16 protein-coding genes are annotated in these 15,780 nt (G+C 73.2%); 11 read left to right on the top strand and 5 right to left on the bottom strand.

Annotation, left to right across the window (positions count from 1 at the left end; translation table 11 throughout):
• Positions 1-40: 40 nt before the first annotated feature.
• The gene (locus tag ACZ51I_RS01690) at positions 41-577 is read right to left on the bottom strand and encodes a PadR family transcriptional regulator (RefSeq protein WP_468870810.1); all 537 of its coding nucleotides are present in this window, start codon (positions 575-577) and stop codon (positions 41-43) included.
• A 101-nt stretch (positions 578-678) separates the two neighbouring features.
• On the opposite strand from ACZ51I_RS01690, the gene ACZ51I_RS01685 reads away from it, so the two are divergent.
• Entirely contained in the window at positions 679-2,016 is a 1,338-nt protein-coding gene (locus tag ACZ51I_RS01685) for an MATE family efflux transporter (protein WP_468870809.1), read from the top strand.
• Here the strand turns inward: ACZ51I_RS01685 and ACZ51I_RS01680 are convergent.
• A complete protein-coding gene (locus tag ACZ51I_RS01680; RefSeq protein WP_468870808.1) occupies positions 1,977-3,254 on the bottom strand; it encodes a glycosyltransferase 87 family protein in 1,278 nt (425 codons plus the stop codon). The two genes, ACZ51I_RS01685 and ACZ51I_RS01680, sit on opposite strands and share 40 nt — an antisense overlap.
• Positions 3,255-3,339: 85 nt before the next feature.
• Here ACZ51I_RS01680 and ACZ51I_RS01675 point away from each other — a divergent pair, with 85 nt between their 5' ends.
• Positions 3,340-4,482 (top strand): glycosyltransferase family 4 protein, encoded by a 1,143-nt coding sequence (locus tag ACZ51I_RS01675; protein WP_468870807.1) that lies wholly within the window; start codon positions 3,340-3,342, stop codon positions 4,480-4,482.
• Between the two features lie 67 nt (positions 4,483-4,549).
• Here ACZ51I_RS01675 and ACZ51I_RS01670 read toward each other — a convergent pair whose 3' ends face one another.
• On the bottom strand, positions 4,550-6,346 hold the full coding sequence (locus ACZ51I_RS01670; protein WP_468870806.1) for an AMP-dependent synthetase/ligase: 1,797 nt from the start codon (positions 6,344-6,346) through the stop codon (positions 4,550-4,552).
• A gap of 255 nt (positions 6,347-6,601) precedes the next feature.
• On the opposite strand from ACZ51I_RS01670, the gene ACZ51I_RS01665 reads away from it, so the two are divergent.
• The 6 genes from ACZ51I_RS01665 to ACZ51I_RS01640 all read left to right on the top strand — a co-directional run bounded on the left by ACZ51I_RS01665 (position 6,602) and on the right by ACZ51I_RS01640 (position 11,453).
• The gene (locus ACZ51I_RS01665) at positions 6,602-7,369 is read left to right on the top strand and encodes a metallophosphoesterase family protein (protein WP_468870804.1); all 768 of its coding nucleotides are present in this window, start codon (positions 6,602-6,604) and stop codon (positions 7,367-7,369) included.
• Between the two features lie 87 nt (positions 7,370-7,456).
• Positions 7,457-7,900, top strand: a complete 444-nt coding sequence (locus tag ACZ51I_RS01660) for an SRPBCC family protein (protein WP_468870803.1) — start codon at positions 7,457-7,459, stop codon at positions 7,898-7,900.
• Between the two features lie 66 nt (positions 7,901-7,966).
• A complete protein-coding gene (locus tag ACZ51I_RS01655; RefSeq protein WP_468870801.1) occupies positions 7,967-9,109 on the top strand; it encodes an ArsA family ATPase in 1,143 nt (380 codons plus the stop codon).
• A gap of 43 nt (positions 9,110-9,152) precedes the next feature.
• A complete protein-coding gene (locus ACZ51I_RS01650) occupies positions 9,153-9,626 on the top strand; it encodes a DUF5304 domain-containing protein (RefSeq protein ID WP_468870800.1) in 474 nt (157 codons plus the stop codon).
• A gap of 66 nt (positions 9,627-9,692) precedes the next feature.
• On the top strand, positions 9,693-10,634 hold the full coding sequence (locus ACZ51I_RS01645) for an ROK family glucokinase (protein WP_468870799.1): 942 nt from the start codon (positions 9,693-9,695) through the stop codon (positions 10,632-10,634).
• A 75-nt stretch (positions 10,635-10,709) separates the two neighbouring features.
• Entirely contained in the window at positions 10,710-11,453 is a 744-nt protein-coding gene (locus tag ACZ51I_RS01640; RefSeq protein WP_468870798.1) for an endonuclease/exonuclease/phosphatase family protein, read from the top strand.
• 6 nt (positions 11,454-11,459) lie between these two features.
• Here the strand turns inward: ACZ51I_RS01640 and ACZ51I_RS01635 are convergent, their stop codons facing one another.
• The gene (locus ACZ51I_RS01635) at positions 11,460-12,125 is read right to left on the bottom strand and encodes a hypothetical protein (protein WP_468870797.1); all 666 of its coding nucleotides are present in this window, start codon (positions 12,123-12,125) and stop codon (positions 11,460-11,462) included.
• Positions 12,118-12,900 (bottom strand): alpha/beta hydrolase, encoded by a 783-nt coding sequence (locus ACZ51I_RS01630; protein ID WP_468870796.1) that lies wholly within the window; start codon positions 12,898-12,900, stop codon positions 12,118-12,120. The genes ACZ51I_RS01635 and ACZ51I_RS01630 overlap by 8 nt, the downstream gene beginning before the upstream one ends.
• A gap of 177 nt (positions 12,901-13,077) precedes the next feature.
• Between ACZ51I_RS01630 and ACZ51I_RS01625 the strand changes: the two genes are divergently transcribed.
• From ACZ51I_RS01625 to ACZ51I_RS01615, 3 genes are read left to right on the top strand one after another with little or no spacing between them, the layout of a single operon-like run.
• Positions 13,078-13,824 (top strand): lysophospholipid acyltransferase family protein, encoded by a 747-nt coding sequence (locus ACZ51I_RS01625; protein ID WP_468870795.1) that lies wholly within the window; start codon positions 13,078-13,080, stop codon positions 13,822-13,824.
• Between the two features lie 29 nt (positions 13,825-13,853).
• A complete protein-coding gene (gene macS, locus ACZ51I_RS01620; protein WP_468870793.1) occupies positions 13,854-15,074 on the top strand; it encodes a MacS family sensor histidine kinase in 1,221 nt (406 codons plus the stop codon).
• A gap of 20 nt (positions 15,075-15,094) precedes the next feature.
• Complete coding sequence (locus ACZ51I_RS01615; protein WP_468871669.1) at positions 15,095-15,742, top strand: response regulator; 648 nt, start codon at positions 15,095-15,097, stop codon at positions 15,740-15,742.
• Positions 15,743-15,780: the final 38 nt, after the last annotated feature.

Here is a 15,780-nt window from a genome sequence, read left to right as displayed (position 1 = left end):
GGTGTCGTGCCGCGAGCCCGGCATGATCGACGAGACACCCCTAGGGGGTGTCCCGGCTCTCCAGCCGCTCGATGGTCTCCGCCAGCCAGGCCTTCTCCGCGGTGCCCGTCGCGCGGGCGATCCGCAGCATCCCCTGGCGGAAGAGGTCGGGCTCCCGCTCGGCGCTGACCGGGGTTCCGCCCTCGTAGAAGAAGCTGGCCGGGGTGTCGAGGAACTCCTGGCGGCGGCGGAGCACGGCGACCTGGTCCGCGCGGTCGGGAAGGTGCCCCAGAAAGGCGAGCAGGGTGAAGAAGCGCTGGCCGTCGGTGATCTCGGCGTCCTTGGGGGTGCGCAGCCGGGCGAGGAGCTCCTGGCGGCCCTCGGGCGTGAGCGAGAGGGTGCGGCGCGGGGCGGCGCTCGCGCCCGGCTCCGTACGGATGTCGACCAGGCCGTTCTTCTCCAGGCGGGTGATGGCCGGGTAGAGGGCGCCGTCGCTGACCGGGCGGACGTGGCCGCTCAGGCCCTGGATGCGTTCCTTCAGCTCGTAGCCGTGCAGCGGCTTCTCGTACAGGAAGCCCAGGATCGACAGTTCCAGCACCGGGGACCTCTTCTTCGCGCTTGTCGGGGAGCCGCCCGCCATGCTACCTCTTTTCGCGGTGCCTCTCTTCGAGGTACATCGGAAAGAGGGAGTTCTCGCGCATGTCCTCGCACCGCCGCACGCTCGTCCGGCTCGCCCGCCCGGTCTACTTCGAACTCCTCGCCGGAGTCGCCGCCGGCATCATCAACATGGTCTGGGTCGCTCGCCTCGGCGGGGACGCCGTCGCCGCCGTCGCCCTCGCGTCGAACGTCGAGAACCTCCTCCTCGGCGTCGTCCTCATGGCAGGCTCCGGCACCACCGTCCTCGTCGCCCGCGCCCGCGGCGCCGACGACCCCGGCGCCGTCCGCGCCGCAGTCCGGGGCGGCACCGCCCTCTGCGCCCTCCTCGTGCCCCCCGTCGCCCTCGGCGGCTACCTGCTGCGCGAACCGCTCGCCGCCCTTCTGCTCGGCGGCTCCGGCCATCCCGCCCACGCCCTGACCACCGCCTACTTCGCCATCTCGCTCCCCGGCACGGCCGTCTTCTTCGCCACGAACGTCCTCGACGGAATCCTCAAGGGCGCCGGCGACACCCGCACCCCCATGCGGCTCGCCTTCCTCGCCAACGGGCTGATCCTCGTCCTCGACCCGCTGCTCATCCACGCGTACGGGGTGCCGGGCGCCGCCCTCGCCACCGTCACCGGCCGGAGCGTCGCCCTCGCCGCGGGCCTCCTCGCCCTGCGCCGCGACCCGCTCCTCAAGGCCGCGCGGGCGGCCAGGGCCGCCTTTCCCACGGCCACCGCGCTGCGCCGCACCGCCGCCACCGGACTGCCCATGTCCGTCGACTTCGCCGTCCGGATGGCCGGAGCCCTCGCGCTCGTCTCCGTCGTCGCCCGGCTCGGCGTCACCGAGACCGCCGCCTACGGCATCGCCACCAGGGCCATGTACGTGGCGACCATGTCCTTCTACGCCGTCCGGCAGGCCGCCGCCATCCACAGCGCCCACCTCCTCGGCGCCGGCCTGGACGAGCGCCGGGCCGTCGGCCGGCAGGCACTCCTCCTGGGGGGCGCCCTCGGCGCGAGCGCCGCCGGGCTGCTGCTCCTCGGCGCCGGACCCGTCATGCGGGCCTTCGGCGCCGAACCCGCCGTGACGGAGGCGGGTGCGCTCTTCCTGCGCTGCCTCGGCCCCTACCTGCTGCTCATGGCGGGGTACATCGCGCTCGCCGGGGTCTTCGAGGGCTCCGGGGCGAGCCCGCACCTCGCCCGGATCACCGTCGCCGGCGTCCTGGTCCAGCTCCCGCTCGCGTACGCCCTCTCAGGCGCCGGCCTCGGCGGGATCTGCCTGGCCATGGCGCTCGCCATGGGAGCCCAGTGCGCGGCGCTCGGCCTGCTGCACCGCCGGACGCTCGCCGCACCCCGGGAGGTTCAGGCCGAGCCGGACAGGGCCTTCTCGCGCTCCGGCTGAGCCGCCTGCGCGGGGATCCTCGCGGTCGCGGCGAGACGCGGCTCCGTCACCGTGTGGCGCCACAGGATCCGGCAGGCGATGACCGTGGCGGCGATCAGCAGACCGTTCCGCGTGAACAGCACCGCAACGCCCAGCGGATCGCTCCGCGTCACGTGCGAGAACCACACCGGGAACTCGAACTGCGTCACCGCCGTCGCCCAGAGCACCAGGTGCGCGGGCTTCCGCATCCGGCTCGACCGGTAGGCGAGACACACCGCGGCCAGGCCGACCAGCCACAGCATGTACTGCGGGGAGAGCACCCGGCTCGTCGTCGTGAACAGCAGCACCGCCACGAAGGCCGCGTCCGCGACCGTCGACGAGACGAAGTGCCGTGCCCTGACCCGCCACACGAGCAGCCAGCCGAAGGCGGCGACCGTGAGCACCATCGCGGCCGTCGAGACCGTCGACACGTACGGGCCGAGGAACTCGATCGAGCCGTAGTTCATCCGCGCCTCGCCCTCCCAGCCGACGTGCCGGACGACGTGGAAGACCATCGAGCCCAGCGACTCGACCTCCGTGCCCCGGTCACGCTGGAAGGTGAGGAAGGCCAGCGCCCCCGGCATCCACACCCCGCAGAACACCAGGACCGCGGCCGCCGCGCCCACCGCCGCCGGCCAGGAGCGGAAGGTCGCCCGCCCCTTCGGGGTGCCCGCGAGCAGCAGCACCGGCCACACCTTCAGGACCGCGCCGAAACCGGCCAGGGCGCCGAGCACGCGCGGACTGCGGCCCGCCGCGAGCAGCCCCGCCACCGCGACGGCGGTGACCATCACGTCGTACCGGGCGTACGCCGTCGGGCCGAGCAGCGGGACGCCCGCGAGCCAGAACCAGGCACCCCGGAGCGAGCGGCCGGCGCGGCGGCCCGTGTGCAGGAGCAGCCCGAAGACCAGCGCGTCACAGAGGAAGGCGAGGACGAAGAAGGCGGAGGCGTAACCGAGGAAGGGCAACAGGCCGGGGGCGAGGATCGCGAAGGCGGCGGCCGGCGGGTACTGCCAGGTGACGTCGTCCAGCGGGTACGTGCCCGTCCGCAGGACCTCGTACCAGCCCTGGTAGATGTCCGAGACGTCGAAGGTGATGTCCGGCCCGGGGACGACGACGACCTTGAAGACGCAGAGCAGCAGCAGGACCCGGCTGAGACCCCAGAGGCCGAGCGGAAGCCGCAGGCTCGTGCGTGACCCGTTCCCCACCGCACCCGTCGTCACTGTCGCGTCCTTGTCCTGTCGGCCCGCGGTAGCGGGGGCGGTCGTGTTGCCGGGCGGTGGAGGCGATCGCGTACTGTCGGCCACGATGCACAAGACCCTGATCGTAACCAACGACTTCCCGCCGCGTCCCGGCGGAATCCAGGCCTTCCTGCACAACATGGCGCTCCGCCTGGACCCCGACCGGATCGTGGTCTACGCCTCCACGTGGAAGCGCGGCCGTGAAGGGATCGAGGCCACGGCCGCGTTCGACGCCGAACAGCCTTTCACGGTCGTACGGGATCGCACCACCATGCTGCTGCCCACTCCCCGGGTCACCGCCCGCGCCACCGCGCTCCTGCGCGAGCACGGCTGCGAGTCCGTGTGGTTCGGCGCCGCCGCGCCCCTCGGTCTGATGGCCCCCGCGCTGCGCCGGGCCGGCGCGAAGCGGCTCGTCGCCACCACCCACGGGCACGAGGCGGGCTGGGCCCAGCTCCCCGCCGCCCGGCAGCTCCTGCGCCGCATCGGCGAGGGCACGGACACGATCACCTACCTCGGCGAGTACACGCGCTCCCGGATCGCGACCGCCCTCACCCCGGCCGCCGCCGACCGCATGGTCCAGCTCCCGCCCGGCGTCGACGAGAAGACCTTCCACCCCGGCTCGGGCGGCGCCGAGGTCCGCGCCCGGCTCGGGCTGAGCGACCGTCCCGTCGTCGTCTGCGTCTCCCGCCTCGTCCCCCGCAAGGGCCAGGACACCCTGATCCGGGCGATGCCCGCGATCCTCCGCCGGGTCCCGGACGCCGTCCTCCTGATCGTCGGCGGCGGACCGTACGAGAAGGACCTGCGCCGCCTCGCCGCCGAGACCGGCGTGGCCGGATCCGTACGCTTCACCGGCGCCGTCCCCTGGTCGGAGCTGCCCGCCCACTACGGGGCCGGCGACGTCTTCGCCATGCCCTGCCGCACCCGGCGCGGCGGCCTCGACGTCGAGGGCCTCGGCATCGTCTACCTGGAGGCCTCCGCCACCGGTCTCCCCGTCGTCGCCGGCGACTCCGGCGGCGCCCCCGACGCCGTCCTCGACGGCGAGACCGGCTGGGTCGTCCGCGGCGAGTCCGCCGAGGAGACCGCCGACCGCGTCACCACCCTCCTCCTCGACCCCGAGCTCCGCGCCCGCATGGGCGAGCGCGGCCGGGCCTGGGTGGAGCAGAAGTGGCGCTGGGACCTGCTGGCGGAGCGGCTGCGCGAGCTGCTCTGAAGGACGGCGTACGAAGGGGCCCGAGGCGATCCACTCGCCTCGGGCCCCTTCGTACACCGCTCACGGCTCACGCCGCGTAGATCGCCTCGATCTCGTGGGCGAAGTCCTTCGCCACCACGTTCCGCTTCAGCTTCAGCGACGGGGTGATGTGGCCCGCCTCCTCCGTGAACTGGGCCGGGAGGATACGGAACTTGCGCACCGACTCCGCCTTGGACACCGCCGCGTTGCCGTCGTCGATCGCCCGCTGGACCTCAGCGAGGAGCTCCGCGTCGTCCCGGAGGGAAGCCGCCGTCGAACCGGCCGGCTTGCCGTGCTCGCTCGCCCAGCGGCCGAGGAACTCCTCGTCGATCGTGACCAGCGCGCCCACGAAGGGCCGCCCGTCGCCGACCACCATGCACTCCGCGACCAGCGCGTGCGCCCGGATCCGGTCCTCGATGACCGCCGGCGCGACGTTCTTGCCGCCCGCCGTCACCAGGATCTCCTTCTTGCGGCCGGTGATCGCGAGGTAGCCGTCCTCGTCGAGCGTGCCGATGTCGCCCGTGTGGAACCAGCCGTCCGCCAGCGCCTCGGCCGTCGCCGCCGGGTTGTTCCAGTACTCCGTGAAGATGTGCTCGCCGTGCAGCAGCACCTCGCCGTCGTCGGCGATCCGCACCACCGAGCCCGGCAGCGGCTGGCCGACCGTGCCGATCTTCTGCCGGTCCCACGGGTTGAACGCGGTCGCCGCGCACGACTCCGTCAGGCCGTAGCCCTCCAGGACCGTGAAGCCGATGCCCCGGAAGAAGTGACCGAGCCGCTCGCCCAGCGGCGCGCCGCCCGAGATCGCGTACTCGCCCCGGCCGCCCAGCACCGCCCGCAGCTTGCTGAAGACCAGCTTGTCGAAGACCTTGTGCTTCAGCTTCAGCCCGAAGGACGGCCCCTGCGGGGTGCCGAGGGCCCGGCTGTACGCGATGGCCGTGTGCGCGGCCTTGTCGAAGATCTTGCCCTTGCCGTCGGCCTGCGCCTTCGCCCGCGCCGAGTTGTAGACCTTCTCGAAGACGCGCGGCACGCCCAGGATCAGCGTCGGCCGGAACGAGGCCAGCTCGTCCGTGAGGTTCTTGATGTCCGGGACGCAGCCCAGCCGGATCGGCGCCATCACGGAGGCGACCTCGACCAGCCGCCCGAAGACGTGCGCGGCCGGCAGGAACAGCAGCACCGAGCACTCGCCCGTACGGAAGAGGGGCTTGAGCCGCTCCACCACGTTGCCGCACTCGGCGAAGAAGGCCCGGTGGGTGAGGACACAGCCCTTGGGGCGGCCCGTCGTGCCCGAGGTGTAGACGATCGTCGCCGGGTCGTCGGCGTGCGCCGCCGACATGCGCGCGTCGAGCAGCTCGTCGGACACGTCGGCGCCGGCGGCGGTGAGCCGGGCGACCGCGTCGTCCTCGATCTGCCAGACGCCCTTGAGCTCCGGGAGGTGGTCCCGTACGGCCTCCACCGACGCCTGGTGCGCCGCGCTCTCGGCGAGCACCAGGGTCGCGCCCGAGTCGCCGAGGATCCACTGGATCTGCTCCGGCGAGCTCGTCTCGTAGACCGGCACGGTCACCGCGCCCGCGCTCCAGATCGCGAAGTCGAGGAGCACCCACTCGTAGCGCGTCCGCGAGAGCAGCGCGACCCGGTCGCCCGGCTCCACGCCGGCGGCGATCAGCCCCTTGGCGGCCCCGCGGACCTCGGCGAGGAACTGCGTGGCCGTGACGTCCGTCCAGACGCCGTCGACCTTGCGCCCCATCACGGCGACATCTGGGTGCTGGGAGGCGTTGCGGCGGATGAGATCCGTCAGGTTGCCGTCCGTGGGGACCTCGTACAGGGCCGGAAGGCTGAACTCGCGCAAGACTGCTGCTCCTCATCGGGCGCCGGCGCCACGGCTCTGTGTGATGCACCGGTGAAGTCCATGATCGGGCAGGTGCTCAGTGGGGATGAGCACGACTGGACCGCTCGGACGTTACCCACCAGTACGTGGTTCCCGATAGGGGGTCCCGGCCAGATGTTCCGTGCGTCACACATGCGTGACGGTGCTCTGCGCACAGTAATCCACAGCTTTCACGACTCCCAAGTAACCGCAGGTGACACCCCCTAAGGTGGGCTCATGCGAGTCCATGTGGTCAGTGACGTGCACGGCAACGCCGGCGACCTCGCCAAGGCGGGAGAGGGCGCCGACGCCCTGATATGCCTCGGCGACCTCGTCCTCTTCCTCGACTACGCCGACCACAGCCGGGGCATCTTCCCCGACCTCTTCGGCGCCGAGAACGCCGACCGGATCGTCGAGCTCCGCACCGCCCGCCGCTTCGACGAGGCCCGCGACCTGGGCCGACGCCTCTGGGCCGAACTCGACGTCGATCGCGAGACCGCCGTCGAGGCCGCCGTGCGCCGCCAGTACGCCGAACTCTTCGCCGCCTTCCCCGCCCCCACGTACGCCACCTACGGGAACGTGGACCTCCCCCGGCTCTGGCCCGAGTACGCCCGCCCCGGCACCACCGTCCTCGACGGCGACCGGATCGAGCTCGGCGGCCTCGTCTTCGGCTTCGTCGGCGGCGGCCTGCGCACCCCCATGCGCACGCCCTACGAGATCTCGGACGAGGAGTACGCGGCGAAGGTCGAGGCCCTCGGCGACGTCGACGTCCTGTGCTCCCACATCCCGCCCGACGTGCCGGAGCTGACCTACGACACGGTGGCCCGCCGCTTCGAGCGCGGCAGCCGGGCCCTGCTCGACGCCATCCACCGCGTCCGCCCCCGGTACGCCTTTTTCGGCCACGTCCACCAGCCGCTCGCCCGGCGGATGCGGATCGCCACCACCGAGTGCGTGAACGTCGGCCATTTCGCGTCGACCGGCAGACCCTTCGCCCTGGAGTGGTGACGGGCCCGGAGTCACGGCGCGATAGCCTTCCGTCGGCACGCCTGTGCCCTTGACTTCCGCCGGACCGCACAGTGGAGGAGCCACCCGATGGCCGAACACACCAGCTCGAGCATCACCATCGAGGCGGCGCCGGCCGACGTCATGGGCGTGATCGCCGACTTCGCCCGCTACCCCGAGTGGACGGGCGAGGTGAAGGAGGCCGAGGTCCTGGAGGCCGACGCCGCCGGCCGCGCGGAGAAGGTGCGGCTGCTGCTCGACGCGGGCGCGATCAGGGACGACCACACCCTCGCGTACACCTGGACCGGGAACAACGAGGTCAGCTGGACCCTGGTCCGCTCCCAGATGCTCCGCTCCCTCGACGGCTCCTACCTCCTGAAGCCGGTCGGGGCCGGCGACCGCACGGAGGTCACGTACCAGCTGACCGTCGACGTCAAGATCCCCATGCTCGGCATGATCAAGCGCAAGGCCGAGAAGGTCATCATCGACCGAGCCCTGGCGGGCCTCAAGCAGCGGGTGGAATCGGGCGCGTAGCGCTCCGGGGGCCCCGTGCGGCCGCGCGGCCAGTGGCCGCGATCGCGGCCGGTAACGTTCCCCCGCATGCGGATCATTCTTGTCACCGGCCCCGGCGGCGCCGGGCGCTCCACCCTCGCCGCCGCCACCGCCCTCGCCGAGGCGCGGGCGCGGGCCGGCCGTCGGGTCCTGCTCGTCTCCGAGGAGGGTGACGCCGGCCCGCTCCCGGGCGTTCGGGTGCTGCGCCCCCGGCCCGGCGCCGACTTCCGCCGGGAGTTCCTCGCCCTCCAGGCCCGTTCCTCCGCCGCCCTCGACCTCCTCGGCGCCGCCCCCTTCGAGGACGCCGAGCTCACCGAACTCCCCGGGAGCCGGCAGTTCGCCCTGCTGCGGGCCCTGCGCGACGCCTCCGAGGGCGAGCACGACGTCGCCGTCGTCGACCTGCCCCCGCTTCCCGAGGCCCTCGCCCTCCTCGCCCTCCCCGGCCAGCTCCGCCGCTACCTGCGCCGCCTCCTGCCCCCCGAACGCCAGGCCGCCCGCGCCCTGCGTCCGATGCTCGCCCAGCTCGCCGGCGTCCCCATGCCCGCGCAGTGGCTGTACGAGACCACCGCCCGCTGGGAGGCCGAGCTCGCCGCCGTCCAGGGCGTCGTCGAGGCCCCCGCCACCACCGTCCGCCTCGTCCTCGAACCCGGCCCCGGCGCCGCCCGCGCCCTGCGCACCGCCCGGCTCGGCCTCGCCGTCCAGCGCCTCGCGCTCGACGCCGTCGTCGCCAACCGGATCCTGCCCGCGGCCTCCGAGGACCCCTGGCTCGCCGGACTCACCGCCGAACAGCACCGGCACCTCGCGGAGCTCCGTACCGCCGGCGAGGAGCCGTACGAGCTGTACGAGCTCCCGCACCTCGGCCGCGCCCCGCGCGGGGCCGAGGACCTGGCCCTCCTCGCGGCCGTCCGGCCCGACGCGGTGCCCACCCCCGTACCGGAGTGGGCCGTCGAGGACCGGCGCGAGGAGGACGGTGTCCTCGTCTGGCACATCCCGCTGCCGGGCGCCGTCAAGGAGGAGCTCTCGCTCGTCCGGCGCGGTGACGAACTGCTCCTGACCGTCGGCCCGTTCCGCAGCGGCGTCCCCCTGCCCGGCGCCCTGCGGCGCTGCACCGTCACCGGCGCGGGGCTCGTCGACGGGGACCTCCGGGTCCGCTTCACCCCCGACCCGGGACTCTGGCCCCGTACCCCCTGAACCGGCGTGTACCGTCGAAGTAGCAGCCATTGAGGAGTACGCCATGAGCGATTCGGACGCCTGGGCCAAGGCCTGTGCCGAGGACCTGGAGGCGGAGAAGGCCCGCCGCCGCGCGCAGCGCGAGGCCGAGCCCGGCTCGCCCGCGGAGGAGTTCCGCAAGCTCTTCGAGGCCGTGGCCGACAAGGTCTCCGGCGGCCTCGGGAACCCGCTCCTCGGCGGCCAGGCCGCGCAGACCGTGCAGCACCTCGTCAACCAGGCGAAGGCCGTCGTCGAGCCCGTCATCGAGCGCAACCCGCAGGTCTTCGACCACCTCGCCGCCGCCGGCAGCGAACTGCTCGCCGCCTACCGCTCCGCCGTCGAGGGCCACGAGAGCCGCTGGACCCGCGGCGGCGCCGTCCCCGACGCCGACGACCCGCGCTGGGACGCGGACCCGGACGCGTCCCACGAGGACGATCACCAGGGCGACCGCAAGGACGACGAGGGGCCCGGAACCGGCCAGCACATCGACCTCGACTGACCGGTGGGCCCTTTCCCCTCGGGTACGGTGGGCCTTAGCGGGGCTCGACCGAAAACTGAGGGACACATGGGACTCACCATCGGCGTCGACATCGGCGGCACGAAGATCGCGGCCGGCGTGGTCGACGAGGAGGGCAACATCCTCGACACGCACACCGTGCCCACCCCGCCGACCCCCGAAGGCATCGTCGACGCCATCTGCGCCGCGGTCTCCGAGGCCGGCAAGGGGTACCAGATCGAGGCCGTCGGCATCGGAGCCGCCGGCTACGTCGACGACAAGCGTGCCACCGTCCTCTTCGCGCCGAACATCGACTGGCGGCACGAGCCGCTCAAGGACAAGGTCGAGCAGCGGGTCGGCCTGCCCGTGGTAGTGGAGAACGACGCCAACGCGGCGGCCTGGGGCGAGTACCGCTTCGGCGCCGGCCAGGGCCACGAGGACGTCATCTGCATCACCCTCGGCACCGGCCTCGGCGGCGGCATCATCATCGGCAACAAGCTGCGGCGCGGACGCTTCGGCGTGGCCGCCGAGTTCGGCCACATCCGGGTCGTCCCGGACGGCCTGCTGTGCGGCTGCGGAAGCCAGGGCTGCTGGGAGCAGTACGCCTCCGGGCGCGCCCTCGTCCGGTACGCCCGGCAGCGCGCCAACGCCACCCCGGAGCGCGCGCAGATCCTCCTCGGTCTCGGCGACGGCACCCCGGACGGCATCGAGGGCAAGCACGTCAGCGAGGCCGCCCGCGCGGGCGACCCGGTGGCCATCGACTCCTTCCGCGAGCTGGCCCGCTGGGCGGGTGCCGGTCTCGCCGACCTGGCCTCGCTCTTCGACCCGTCGGCGTTCATCGTCGGCGGCGGCGTCTCGGACGAGGGCGACCTCGTCCTCGACCCGATCCGCAAGTCCTTCCGGCGCTGGCTGATCGGCGGCCAGTGGCGCCCGCACGCGCAGGTCCTCGCGGCCCAGCTCGGCGGCAAGGCCGGCCTGGTCGGCGCCGCGGACCTCGCCCGCCAGGGCTGACTTCCGTACCGGCATACGACGACCGCCCGCCGCGTCCTCCAGGACCCGGCGGGCGGTCGTCGTATGTTGACCGTCATGGCGATCAGTGAGCTGCCCAACTCCCGCACCGAGAGCGACGGTTCGGCCGTCCTCCGGGTCCTGAGCTACAACGTCCGCTCGATGCGCGACGACGAGGACGCCCTCGCCAGGGTGATCCGCGCCTGCGCCCCCGACCTCGTCTTCGTCCAGGAGGCCCCCCGCTTCTTCCGCTGGCGCAAACACGCCGCCCGGCTCGCCGCCAAGAGCGAGCTCGTCATGCTGTCCGGCGGCGCCACCGCGGCCGGACCGCTCCTGCTCTGCTCCCTGCGGGCCACCGTGGAGCGCACCGAGGACGTCCTGCTGCCACTCACACCCGGTCTGCACCGGCGCGGGCTCGCGACCGCCGTCGTCCGCTTCGGCGGAGCCCGGGTCGGCCTGGTCAGCTGCCACCTCAGCCTGCGGAAGGAGGAGCGGTACGCCCAGGCCGGGATGGTCCTCGACCAGGTCGCCGCGCTCGGCACCCCGTACGCCCTCGTCGCCGGCGACCTGAACGAACGCCCCGACGGCCCTGCCTTCACCCGCCTCACGAAGGAGCTCCAGGACGGCTGGGCGGTCAGCCCCTGGGGCGGCGAACACACCTCGACCCCCGCCGACCCGCACCAGCGCATCGACGCGATCCTGGCGACCGCGGGCGTCGAGTTCCTCGGCTGCGGCGTCCCGACGGACCTCGACCCGGCGGACCTGCGGGCCGCCACCGATCACCTGCCGGTGCTGGCGGCGGTCCGGGTACCCGCCGGGTAGAACCTCCTACACGACCGCCCCGCGCCCCGGGTCGTCGAAGCCGTCGTCATCGTCGTCGTGCTTCATACGGCCCACCAGGGTCGCGAAGCCGCCCAGGAAGCCGCCCACGCAGAGCGTCGTCAGCCACCAGGTCATGTCCCACTGGAGGAGGACGGCGACCAGCATCAGGACCGGGCCGCCGACGACCGCGAGCCAGGCGAACTTGGTCGTCGCGTCCGCCTCGGGCAGCGGGGGCGGTTCCGGCGGGACGAAACCCTCGTCGGAGCCGTCCACCGCGTCGTCCGGTTCGGCCGGCGAGTAGTCCCGGGGGCCACCGGCCCGCACCCCGGGCGCGAACACGATCGAGCTGCCGAGTGCGGGCCGCTCCGGCCCCGCCTCCGGCTCCTCGTCCGCCTCGGCGCCTTCCCCGGCCCCCGGCGCGGTCTCCGCGGGCTTCGGCCGGGGCTTCCAGGCCGCGCCCTTCACGGGCCGGACCTCCCCGGCGGCGCCGCCACCGTCCGCCGGGTCCTCGTCCTCGGGTTCCGGCAGCGACAGGTTCTCGACGGTACGGAACGGCCTCGCCCCCGGAGGATCCGCGGGCTCCTCGCCGTAACCGGCGACGATCGCGGCCCAGGCCGCCTCCTCGTCGATGGGCTGCGGCTCCCGCTCTCCGCCGTCCTGCTGCTCAGCCACCGCTCCTGCTCCCCTTCCCGTCGACCAGATCCGGGGCCAGACGCTCGATGAAGGCCAGGCTCTCGTCGAAGATCCGCTCCGCGTCATGGTCCAACGTCGCCACGTGGTAGCTCTGTTCCAGCAGGACCTCCCGGACGTCCGTCGAGGAGATCCGGGAGAGGATCCGGGCCGAGTCGGCGGGCGGCACGACATGGTCCTGGGGGCTGTGGAGCAGTACCACCGGCTGGGTGACCTGCGGGAGCTCCGCGTCCACGATCCGGAAGAACCGGCGCATGGTGTGCGCGGCGTGCAGCGGCACCCGGTCGTAGCCGAGCTCGGTCACGCCCTCCTTGGCGATGTCGCTGGCGATGCCCTTCGTGGAGGGGACCAGGTGCCGGACGACGGGCAGCGCGTGCGCAGCCAGGCCGTGCACCTTGTTGGCCGGGTTGACGAGGACGATGCCCCGGACCGCGTCGCCGTGGCGTGCGGCGAGACGCAGCGTGAGGGCCCCGCCCATGGAGAGGCCGAAGACGAAGACGGTCCGGCACCGCTCCCGGAGCTCGCCCAGGGCGCGGTCCACCTCCGCGTACCAGTCGTGCCAGGTGGTGAGCTGCATGTCCTGCCAGCGGGTGCCGTGGCCCGGCAGCAGCGGCACCGACACCGACAGGCCGCGCTCGGCCAGGTACTCGGCCCACGGGCGCATCGACTGCGGGGAACCGGTGAATCCGTGACAGAGAAGGACGCCGACCTCTCCGCCTTCATGGCGGTACGGCTCGGCTCCGGGAAGGACCGGCACCGGGGTCTCCTGTTCGGTTGCGACTCCGGCGTCCGCGGGTGTGCGCGCCGGAGCGACGGAATACGGGGAAGGACCTTCACGGTACGCGACCGGACCGACACCGACCAGGGCCGTAGCGGGGGCCGTGCGCCGGTACGGGATAAAGTCATGGCGACGGCACACGGAAGGCTTGGCGAGTTGATCTACGGCGCAATGAAGTTCTCCCTCGGGGGGTCCCTGAAGCTCGCCTTCCGGCCGTGGGTGGAGGGTCTGGAGAACATCCCCGCCGAAGGGCCCGCGATCCTCGCGAGCAACCACCTGTCCTTCTCGGACTCCTTCTTCCTGCCCGCCGTCCTGGACCGCAAGGTCACCTTCATCGCCAAGGCCGAGTACTTCACCACCCCGGGCGTGAAGGGCAAGCTCACCGCCGCGTTCTTCAAGGGAGTCGGCCAGCTCCCGGTGGACCGTTCGGGTGCCCGCGGCGCGGGCGAGGCGGCCATCAAGGCCGGTATCGAGGTCATCGAGGGCGGCGGTCTCTTCGGGATCTACCCCGAGGGCACCCGCTCGCCCGACGGCCGGCTGTACCGGGGCAAGCCCGGCGGTCTGGCGCGCGTCGCCCTGGCCACCGGCGCGCCCGTGATCCCGGTCGCCATGATCGACACCGAGAAGATCCAGCCGCCCGGCAAGGTCCTCCCCAAGCTGATGCGCCCGGGGATCCGGATCGGCAAGCCGCTGGACTTCACCCGCTACCAGGGCATGGAGGGGGACCGCTTCATCCTCCGCTCGGTGACCGACGAGGTCATGTACGAGATCATGAAGCTGTCCGGCCAGGAGTACGTCGACATCTACGCCACCGCCGCCAAGCGGCAGATCGCGGAGGCGGAGAAGGCGGCCAAGGAGGCCGTCAAGGCCGAGATCGCCGCTCGGGAAGAGTCCGGCGCGTAAGCCCCCGCGGGGACTCGGGGGTGGGGGAGATGGCCAAGCGCGAGCGTGTCGTGCGCATGTCGGTCGAGCAGCCGCTGTGGCGGGCGCTGACCGGCTACCGCGTCCTGACGATGGTCTACGCGGTCCTGCTGTTCGCGTTCGGCCGCGAGGGGTTCGAGCGGCCGTGGATCGCCGTCGGCTACCTCGCGGTGCTGTGCTGCTGGACCCTCGCCACCCTCCCCAAGGTGGCGAACGCCGCCGGCTGCACCAGGCGCTTCCTCGCCGCCGACCTCACCGTCGCTCTCGTCGGCATCCTCCTCACCCCGCTCGCCGACGCCCAGGCCCAGTCGTCCGACGGCCCCACCCTGCCGTCGATATGGACCGCCGGCTCCGTCCTCGCGTACGCCATCAAGGGCGGCTGGCGCTGGGCCGGCGTCGCCTCCTCCCTCGTCGCCGTCGCCAACATCGTCGAGCGCGGCCACCCCAGCCGGGACACCTTCCACAACGTGCTCCTCGTCTGGGTCGCCTCCATCGCCATCGGCTACGTCGTCGAGGTCGCCCGCGCCTCCGAGCGCACCCTCGCCCGCGCCCTGGAGATCGAGGCCGCGACCCGGGAACGGGAGCGGCTCGCCCGCGACATCCACGACAGCGTCCTCCAGGTCCTCGCGATGGTGCAGCGGCGCGGCACGGCGCTCGGCGGCGAGGCGGCCGAACTCGGCCGGATGGCGGGGGAGCAGGAGGTGGCCCTGCGCACCCTCGTCGCGGGCGGCCTCACCCGGCCGAGCCTGGTCTCCGAGGACGAGTCCGAGGGCGCCGTCGTCCGGGTCGTCGAGGTGGACGACGAACCGCCTTACGGCGCGGGCGACTCGCCCACCGACCTCCGGGTCCTGCTCGCCCCGCGCGCCGGGACCCGGGTCACCCTCTCCGAGCCGGGCGCCCCGGTCCTGCTGCCGCCGCCCGCCGCGCGCGAGCTGGCCGCCGCGGTCGGCGCCGCCCTGGACAACGTCCGGGTGCACGCCGGGGAGGACGCGCACGCGTGGATCCTGGTCGAGGACTGGCCGGACGAGGTGATCGTCACCGTCCGGGACGACGGCCCCGGCATCCCGGAGGGCCGCCTCGCCGAGGCGGAGGGCGAGGGCCGGATGGGCGTCGCCCTGTCCATCCGGGGGAGACTGCGGGATCTGGGCGGCACGGCCGAGCTGATCTCGGTCCCCGGCCAGGGCACGGAAGTCGAGTTGAAGGTTCCACGGGGGAAGGCAGGGGAGAAGTGAGCGAGCAGCGGATCAAGGTGATGGTCGTCGACGACCATCCGATGTGGCGGGACGCGGTGGCCCGCGACCTGGCCGAGGAGGGCTTCGACGTGGTCGCCACCGCCGGCGACGGGGAGCAGGCCGTGCGCCGCGCCCTCGCGGCCGGTCCCGACGTCCTCGTCCTGGACCTGAACCTGCCGGTCAAGCCGGGCGTCCAGGTCTGCAAGGAGCTCGTCGGCGGCAGGCCCGAGCTGCGGGTCCTCGTCCTCTCGGCGAGCGGCGAGCACGCGGACGTCCTGGAGGCGGTCAAGTCCGGCGCCACCGGCTACCTCCTCAAGTCGGCCAGTACGGAGGAGCTGATCGACGCGGTCCGCCGGACGGCCGTCGGCGACCCCGTCTTCACGCCGGGGCTGGCCGGACTGGTTCTCGGCGAGTACCGCAGGCTCGCCTCCGAGCCGGCCCCGGCGGCCGGCGCCGGCGAGCCGAAGGCCCCGCAGCTGACCGAGCGCGAGACGGAGGTCCTCCGGCTCGTCGCGAAGGGCCTCAGCTACAAGCAGATCGCCGAGCGCCTGGTCATCTCGCACCGCACGGTGCAGAACCACGTCCAGAACACCCTGGGCAAGCTCCAGCTGCACAACCGGGTGGAGCTCGTCCGGTACGCCATCGAGCGCGGCCTCGACGACGCCTGAGCGCCTCGGTCCCACCGTCGCCCGGGTCTTCTCGCCGC

The organism is Streptomyces sp. NPDC034084 (assembly GCF_055575535.1).
This window is presented reverse-complemented; position numbering and strand designations above follow the sequence as displayed.

What these genes read in the sequence shown, in the direction of transcription:
- ACZ51I_RS01685 (WP_468870809.1), top strand. Translation starts at nt 679, where the DNA reads ATGTCCTCGCACCGCCGCACGCTCGTCCGGCTCGCCCGCCCGGTCTAC.
- ACZ51I_RS01675 (WP_468870807.1), top strand. Translation starts at nt 3,340, where the DNA reads ATGCACAAGACCCTGATCGTAACCAACGACTTCCCGCCGCGTCCCGGC.
- ACZ51I_RS01665 (WP_468870804.1), top strand. Translation starts at nt 6,602, where the DNA reads ATGCGAGTCCATGTGGTCAGTGACGTGCACGGCAACGCCGGCGACCTC.
- ACZ51I_RS01660 (WP_468870803.1), top strand. Translation starts at nt 7,457, where the DNA reads ATGGCCGAACACACCAGCTCGAGCATCACCATCGAGGCGGCGCCGGCC.
- ACZ51I_RS01655 (WP_468870801.1), top strand. Translation starts at nt 7,967, where the DNA reads ATGCGGATCATTCTTGTCACCGGCCCCGGCGGCGCCGGGCGCTCCACC.
- ACZ51I_RS01650 (WP_468870800.1), top strand. Translation starts at nt 9,153, where the DNA reads ATGAGCGATTCGGACGCCTGGGCCAAGGCCTGTGCCGAGGACCTGGAG.
- ACZ51I_RS01645 (WP_468870799.1), top strand. Translation starts at nt 9,693, where the DNA reads ATGGGACTCACCATCGGCGTCGACATCGGCGGCACGAAGATCGCGGCC.
- ACZ51I_RS01640 (WP_468870798.1), top strand. Translation starts at nt 10,710, where the DNA reads ATGGCGATCAGTGAGCTGCCCAACTCCCGCACCGAGAGCGACGGTTCG.
- macS (WP_468870793.1), top strand. Translation starts at nt 13,854, where the DNA reads ATGGCCAAGCGCGAGCGTGTCGTGCGCATGTCGGTCGAGCAGCCGCTG.
- ACZ51I_RS01615 (WP_468871669.1), top strand. Translation starts at nt 15,095, where the DNA reads ATGGTCGTCGACGACCATCCGATGTGGCGGGACGCGGTGGCCCGCGAC.